The sequence below is a fragment of the Arthrobacter sp. Br18 genome, assembly GCF_000520555.1.
Taxonomy (GTDB): domain Bacteria; phylum Actinomycetota; class Actinomycetes; order Actinomycetales; family Micrococcaceae; genus Arthrobacter_D.
In genome coordinates this window covers 161,900-168,638 of the sequence record NZ_KI914890.1, presented here as the reverse complement: position 1 = coordinate 168,638, position 6,739 = coordinate 161,900, and the positions used below count along the sequence as shown (strand labels likewise).

The 6,739-nt window shown below is 63.2% G+C and carries 6 protein-coding genes and 1 pseudogene; 3 read left to right on the top strand and 4 right to left on the bottom strand.

Annotated features, from left to right (window positions below; translation table 11 throughout):
• Window positions 1-222: pseudogene (locus Y704_RS24900) on the top strand (IS3 family transposase); the annotation flags it as partial.
• A 1,005-nt stretch (window positions 223-1,227) separates the two neighbouring features.
• On the opposite strand, the gene Y704_RS24160 reads toward Y704_RS24900, so the two are convergent.
• Window positions 1,228-1,527: a hypothetical protein gene (locus tag Y704_RS24160; RefSeq protein WP_026550858.1), complete on the bottom strand. Its 300-nt coding sequence runs from the start codon at window positions 1,525-1,527 to the stop codon at window positions 1,228-1,230.
• Window positions 1,528-1,893: 366 nt separating this feature from the next.
• Between Y704_RS24160 and Y704_RS22020 the strand changes: the two genes are divergently transcribed.
• Both Y704_RS22020 and Y704_RS24895 read left to right on the top strand, forming a co-directional pair.
• Window positions 1,894-2,319: a thioredoxin domain-containing protein gene (locus tag Y704_RS22020; protein WP_035773060.1), complete on the top strand. Its 426-nt coding sequence runs from the start codon at window positions 1,894-1,896 to the stop codon at window positions 2,317-2,319.
• Window positions 2,320-2,325: 6 nt separating this feature from the next.
• The gene (locus Y704_RS24895; protein WP_216698996.1) at window positions 2,326-3,825 is read left to right on the top strand and encodes a DUF3179 domain-containing (seleno)protein; all 1,500 of its coding nucleotides are present in this window, start codon (window positions 2,326-2,328) and stop codon (window positions 3,823-3,825) included.
• Window positions 3,826-4,286: 461 nt separating this feature from the next.
• Here Y704_RS24895 and Y704_RS0115970 read toward each other — a convergent pair whose 3' ends face one another.
• From Y704_RS0115970 to Y704_RS0115960, 3 genes are all read right to left on the bottom strand, one after another.
• On the bottom strand, window positions 4,287-4,739 hold the full coding sequence (locus Y704_RS0115970; protein WP_155850397.1) for a hypothetical protein: 453 nt from the start codon (window positions 4,737-4,739) through the stop codon (window positions 4,287-4,289).
• A 264-nt stretch (window positions 4,740-5,003) separates the two neighbouring features.
• Window positions 5,004-6,215 carry a WD40 repeat domain-containing protein gene (locus Y704_RS0115965; RefSeq protein WP_026550856.1) on the bottom strand — a complete coding sequence of 404 codons (1,212 nt, stop codon included), beginning with the start codon at window positions 6,213-6,215 and terminating at the stop codon, window positions 5,004-5,006.
• Entirely contained in the window at window positions 6,212-6,631 is a 420-nt protein-coding gene (locus Y704_RS0115960) for a hypothetical protein (protein ID WP_026550855.1), read from the bottom strand. Before Y704_RS0115960 ends, Y704_RS0115965 begins: the two co-directional genes overlap by 4 nt.
• Window positions 6,632-6,739 lie beyond the last annotated feature (108 nt).

Here is a 6,739-nt window from a genome sequence, read left to right as displayed (position 1 = left end):
GAAGGATTCATCACCTACTACAACCATGAACACCGCCATTCGGGGATCGGACACCATACCCCGGCCAGCGTGCACCTCGGCACTGCGGCAGCGGTGCATGAACAACGCCAAGCCACCCTGGACCAGGCGTATGGCAAGCATCCTGAACGGTTTGCCCGCCGTCCTGCCGCACCACCGCTACCGGTAAAGGCGGCGATCAACGACCCGGCGCAACGAGCCTAACTATCGGCTCATTAACTACCCCGAGCATGTCTCATTTGACTTGACAAGTTCCGCACCACCAGCCAGCCAGCGACGCGCTCAGCTTTCCGGCGGGAGGAGAACGCTGTGAACGGGACCTCGGCGACTTCAGCGTCGGAGATCCAGGTGTTGGTGTCCTCATCGAAGACCGCGTTCGTGTACTGGATTTTTCCCACGCGCCCGCGGGGATCGTTGCGATGGCCCGTTTCACGGCCGGGTCTATCCGCACGGTCACCGACGCCTCGGCCCCGCCAGCGAGGGCGGCCAAAACCGGGGCGTGGCCGTAGAAGGCCGAATCGAAACGGCACAGCAGCCGCGCGCCAGTTTGAAGACTCTTCAGCGTGGACAGGGCGTCGGTGACCAGCCGTTTGGCCCCTTTATTGCGGAGACACTTGGCGTCAACCTGGGTGCGCTGGCTGATGGCCGGTCCGCTTGAGCGGCTGAGTCACTAGACTGCGATTGCCCTGTACACGATGCGCGTAATTCCGCCACCTGGACCCTCCCGACCCTGTCAGAAGCGCAGCAGATTCGTCGTGGAGGAAGGAGACGAACTTACGGAGGTTGAAGCTGGTCAGCAGGATCGTGATTAAGATCTGGGTGGCCCCAAGATCCGCGTACGGGCGCGACCTGCGCGGGGACCAAAAGGGGACCAGAGACCATGCAGAACATGCAATGCATGAGGTGATTTGAACCGTTCTGCGCACCCCTGCGCCCCGGAAAATCAACGCTCCGGGCTCTTAGAGCTACCTGGGGGTGAAGGGGTCGCAGGTTCAAATCCTGTCATCCCGACAGTAGAAAGCCCCGATGAGACGGCAAATCTCATCGGGGTTTCGTCGTTTCTGAACGCGGCATGCCCCCAGGCCAGGGGACCAAAAGATCCTCTGCGGCACATTTTAGCTGTNAATCTCATCGGGGTTTCGTCGTTTCTGAACGCGGCATGCCCCCAGGCCAGGGGACCAAAAGATCCTCTGCGGCACATTTTAGCTGTCACAGACGGCGCTCCCGCTGTTGCTGTGTCGTATGCGGCGTGGACGGGGTCGCCGGGAGTGAGGGAACATTCCTGCTCTGCACCCTCCGGCTGGCCCGCGTTCTGGCGGATGCCGGACGGTTGGCCGTGCCCGAGCCGTGTTCGAGAACGCGGTGAGCCACGTCAACGACGCCGGCCTGCTGGCCGAGGAGATCGACTAAGCCACCGGCGAGCAACTCGGCAACTTCCCGCAGGCCTTCAGCCACATCGGCCTCGTCAATGCGGCCTGGTTGATCCAGCAGGCCGAACACCCAAAGCATCCTCAATCTAAGGCTCGACCCGCGTGATCTTCACGCGGGTTTTGTGCGGGCTCAGATCCTGCTCAGCTGACACTCCGTTGGCCGTCCCGTGATGATGTGAGTACGGCCTCGTCTACATCCTCCATCGCCCCGCAAATCAAGAACGTGAGGACAACTTTCTCCACGTTGGCAACCGTTTCCTGTGCCCTCCCGCTTTATGTAACGAGGCGCGCAGCAAGCGCTCCCGACTCTCCGCACCGTGCAGGGCACGGCTGGGTTGTTGCCCTCCCGGAAATCGCATAGCAAGTGTGTTCTGGAACACAGAACCCGAGTATTGCTGATATATACACTGTGACGACACACGAGCTGTGACACGAGGAGCGATTCATGAAGAAGCGAAGGTCCCCCATCGTGGTGGCGGCCGTTGCTCTCGCCGTTGCTGCTTTTTTCTTCGCACAATCGGCTGCGACAGACCCCGGGCAGGTGACCGCTGCCGGGTCGGCCCGCTCGTTTCAGGAGTACACGCCGGAGGCCGTGTCATTGGCCACTGCCGACGAGACAGTGGTTCTGTTCTTTCACGCTGTCTGGTGCTCGACCTGCAAGCTGCTCGCCGACGACATCACGGCCAATGTCGATAGAATTCCCGACGACCTGCAGATACTTCTCGTCGACTTTGACACCGCCACCGACCTGAAGCAGAGGTACGGAGTCACCCTGCAGCACACCCTTGTTCAGTTAGATTCGAATGGGGACGCTGTCGAGCAATGGCACCTCATCCGAACCCTCGACGACCTGCTCGACTCGTTGGTCTGATCGGCCGTGGAGCTCCTGCCGTTGTCGCTGCTAGCAGGAGTGCTGACCGTTCTATCGCCGTGTGTGCTACCGCTGCTGCCGGTGGTGCTCGCGGGGTCGGCGGCGGGAAACAGGCGTGCGCCCTACATTGTGATCGGCAGCCTCGCCGTCTCCGTTGTCGCATTCACCCTGCTTATCAAGGCGACCACGGCCCTGCTCGGCGTGCCGAGCAATGTGTGGCTGATCGTCTCGGGAAGCCTGGTCGCCTTCATCGGCGCCTCTCTGGCATTCCCGAAAATCTGGGACACCATCTCGAGCAGGGTGGGGCTGCAGTCGGCGGCGGGATCCCTCGCTGATCGCTCCGTGAGCAAAACCGGCACGGCGCGCAGCGTGCTGCTCGGCCTCTCCCTCGGGCCGGTGTTCACCAGTTGCAGTCCGACCTACGGACTCATCCTCGCCGTTGTGCTCCCGGCTGACCCGGGTGAGGGCATTGCGAACATCATTTCCTACACTCTCGGCCTGAGCGCGGTCATGCTCGCTGTGGCGATAGGCGGGCGCTCGGTCACCAAGCGGCTCGGCTGGGCCACCGACCCCGAGGGTACGTTTCGCCGAGGCCTCGGCGTCTTTCTCATCATCGTCGGACTGCTCATCGCCACCGGCACGATCAGGAGCGTCGAGGCCTGGTTGATCGACCGCGGTCTGCTCGGCGCGGTCGTGATCGAGCAGGGCTTCCTCGATTCGATGGGGGAGAGCGAGTCGCCGGATGCAGCGGAGGCCGAGATACCGAGCTTCCTGCGGCAGTCGTTCCCCGAAACGGATTGGTCGAAAGCCGACCCCGCGATCGCGCAGACGCTGAGCGGAGGCCCTCCGAAAGACGGCATCCCGGCCATCGACGACCCGAGCTTCGTGCCGGTCGACGACTTCGGCAACCCGGACGACGTGCAGGCGCTGCTCGTTGTCGGCAAGACCGAGGCGAAGGCCTACCCGTACAACATCCTGGTGTGGCACGAGATCGTGAACGACACCATCGATGGCACCCCGATCGCCGTGACGTTCTGCCCGCTGTGCGGCAGCGCCGTCGTTTTCGAGCGGATGCTGCCGGGCGGTCAGGTGACCACGTTCGGTGTAAGCGGCGGCCTGCTCGAGAGCAACATGATCATGTTCGATCGTGAGACCGAGACCCTCTGGCAGCAGAGCACGGGCATGGCGCTCGCCGGGAAGCACTACCCTCACGAGCTTGAGCTGCACCGATTCCAGTTGTTGACCGTCGGGGAGATCAAAGAGCTGTACCCCGAGGCCGTGATCCAGAGCGACGACACCGGTTATTCCCGCGACTACTCCCGCAACCCCTACTCCGGGTACGACGAGAGCGACAGTTTCTACTTCAGCCCGAGCGACGTCGATGCGCGGTACCCGGCCAAGGAGATCTTCGTCGCCTTCACGGTGAACGACACGACGGCCGCCGCTACGAGACGGACGTCGACGGAGAGCGGGTCACCCTCACCAAGACTGACGGCGAACTGGTGATCAGCGGGGCGGACGGCGCCGAAATCCCCTTCTATTTCGAAATGTGGTTTAGCTGGGCGGTTCAGAACGACGAGGGCGTGGTCTTCGATCCCGTGGGATAAGGCCCATCACGGACGACAGCGAGTACATCCTCGCCACGGTCATCGACGCGAACCAACGGGCAGAGGGGTAGCGTCACGGTGATCACGAGGACCTGAACCACACACCTTCCAGGCCGCAATGTCGGCCGGAAGGCTTACCGGTGACTAGGTTCGGGCGAACCGGCTCCAGATGGAAGGATCCCCGCCACATCTACGCACTGCGAGTGCTGCTGGGTCGTACCAGTCGAGAAGTCCGTGTCCGATTCTCAGTCGAAGTATTGTCAGCCCTGCCGCGCGCACCTGGATGACCCAGGCTCGCCCCGAACGAAGGGATTATCCCCAGGTTCGGTATTCCCAGTGCTACAAAGAAGACATTCGATATCAAACTGGAGACCACCCACCGCAACGAGGAAGCCAGCGGCCCGCCTCGAATGATGCTGTCTGCGGGCAACCTGAACACTGCAGCACTGTCCCTGTTCCGCGCTTCACCTCGCCGTCGAACCTGTCGTCCCGTGCCTCGTCTTCGATGACCCCGTCCAAGCTATGGACGAAGTGCATGTGGCATAGTTCGTTGGCCTCATCCGCCTCCTTTCGAAGCAGAACGACCGGCAAGTCATCATCGCCGTCCACGAACGCGAGCTGTTCGATTACTTGGCTCTCGAGCTCATCACCATTGAAGTCGGTGAACGCGCAACCGAGGAAGACCAAGGCATCACCCGCCACCTCTGGGCGCCAGACGCCACAATAGCCAACTAGCCTCGATCTTTTATCGACCGATGACTTGTGGGGAACCTCATCGGATTTTCGGACGATCTGTTTCAGGAGGCCAGGCACTCGAACCGTGCACGCGAGTGCTCGTCCACCGAGCCCTTGACCTGGTCAACTCAGACTTCGACATCACGCGGGGTTCTTCGGCCAGTTGACCTCTGCGAAGGTCCCAGATGCTGTCGGTGGCATCCCCGCCGCGCCACTGAAGAGGGGGGACCAAAAGGGGACCAGAATCATGTAATCCCTGCGTCGTATGACTTGCTCTGCATGATTTAAGGCCCGGAATCACGCAGAAGTCGGGCTAGATGGAGCGTCCTGGACGCCTGGGGGTCAAGGGGTCGCAGGTTCAAATCCTGTCATCCCGACAGGCGAAAGCCCTTGTGGGAGCTGGTTCAAGCTCCTGCAGGGGCTTTTTTCGTGTCCATCCAGAGCTGGTGCGAGCACTGCCTCCGCGGCTGGGTAGGGTAGGCGCGTTGTCCCGAGCGGGTGCTGCTGCTCAACAAATCCTTCCGCAGGCACCGCCGGCCCCAAGCGGTCAGTCGCGGCAGACCGGGGCGTACGGCGTCGCCCCCAGAAGCTCCCCCACTCCTGCTCACTGAGAAATCGTCCCGCGATCCGACACGCGCGTTCCTCCCATGCAGCCGGCTCGGCGACGACTATCTGCGTACTCCCGTCGGACTGTTCGAGCACGAGGCTGCGCTCATCGTGCTCGATAAACGCACGCTGCACAGTGAACGTGGTGGTCCGAAAGCCTGCTGACCAGTCGCCGAGGTCCGACACGATAATCGCACCGTCCGCTCCGGCCGTCGCCAGCTCGCCGCTCGGCCGGAACTCGACCGCGGTGACCGCGCCGTCGTGATAACGGAGCGTCTCCGCGATGTCGCCTGTCTCGGTGTTCACCACCACGACGCCGGCGCCGGCGGCGATGGCGAGCTGACGATTGTCAGGGCTGAAGTCGGTTACCGTCGGAAAGACCGACAGCGGTACGGTGACGGCAACCCCCGAGGGGTCGACGATGCGCACTGCGAGCAAGCCATGCCGGACAGCGATCCGCCGGCCATCCGGGCTGACGGCGAGAATCCCTTGCCCGGCGATCCGATCGAGTTCGTCGCCCGAGGCCGTCTCGAACACGACGGTCGGTCCGAATCGGCTCGCATACAGCCGTGAGCCGTCCGGTGAGAACTTCACCGCGCCGAACTGCCCACCCCACCCGGATGGGCTGCCGGGATCGGAACCGCTCACGTCCAGATCCAGGAGCATCGGGCTGGTCAAATCCCCCGCGCCGCCTCGCCAGAGGGCGATGCTCCCCGACGACTCGAACCGGGGTGTTGCCGCGAGCGCTGCGAACAAGGATCCGTCCGCCGAGTACTCGACGTCTGCCGCCGCCCCATCCAGCCCCTCGTAGGTCGTCAGGCCCGACCGACCCCCGTCCGCGAGATCGAGCGTTCCCGTTCGCCCGAGATCGCAGGGGAGGGTGGTACAGAGACCCAGTGTCGCGCTGAACGCGACGGTGCCCGAGACGGGGTCGATGGCGGATGTCACCACGATTCCTCCGGTCGGGGAGTACTCCCGAGCTGTGATCGGTTGTCCAGATCAAGGAGGCGCACATCGTCGTCGCTGTCGATCACAGATGCGCGAGTCCCGTTGTCCGAGAGCGACATGCTCGCGGGGGCCACGCCGTCTTCCCGGATGCGGATGACGCTCGTCACGCGGGCTGCGCTCGAGAAGACCCGCACGAGGTTGACACGTGTTTCGGAGCTGTCCCAGAGCTGGATGGCCTCCACGGCGAGCAACAGTGCGCGGTCGAAGTTCGGTTCTTCGACCGCGAGGGCGGCGACGCGCCGTGCCTCTGCGACCGTTGCGCGCTCCCCTGCGAGGTTCGCCTGGAACCCCGCGATGAAGCTCGCCGCGACAGCGACGATCGCGAGACCTGCTGCCCCGGCCGATACCCAGGACAATCAGCGCACCATGCGGCGCTCTTTACGCAGCTGTCGTTGAGCGGCCGCGAGTCCTGCGGTCTCGTTCGCTGCGGAGGCATTGAGAAACTCCCCCTCGGCCGCCGTGAG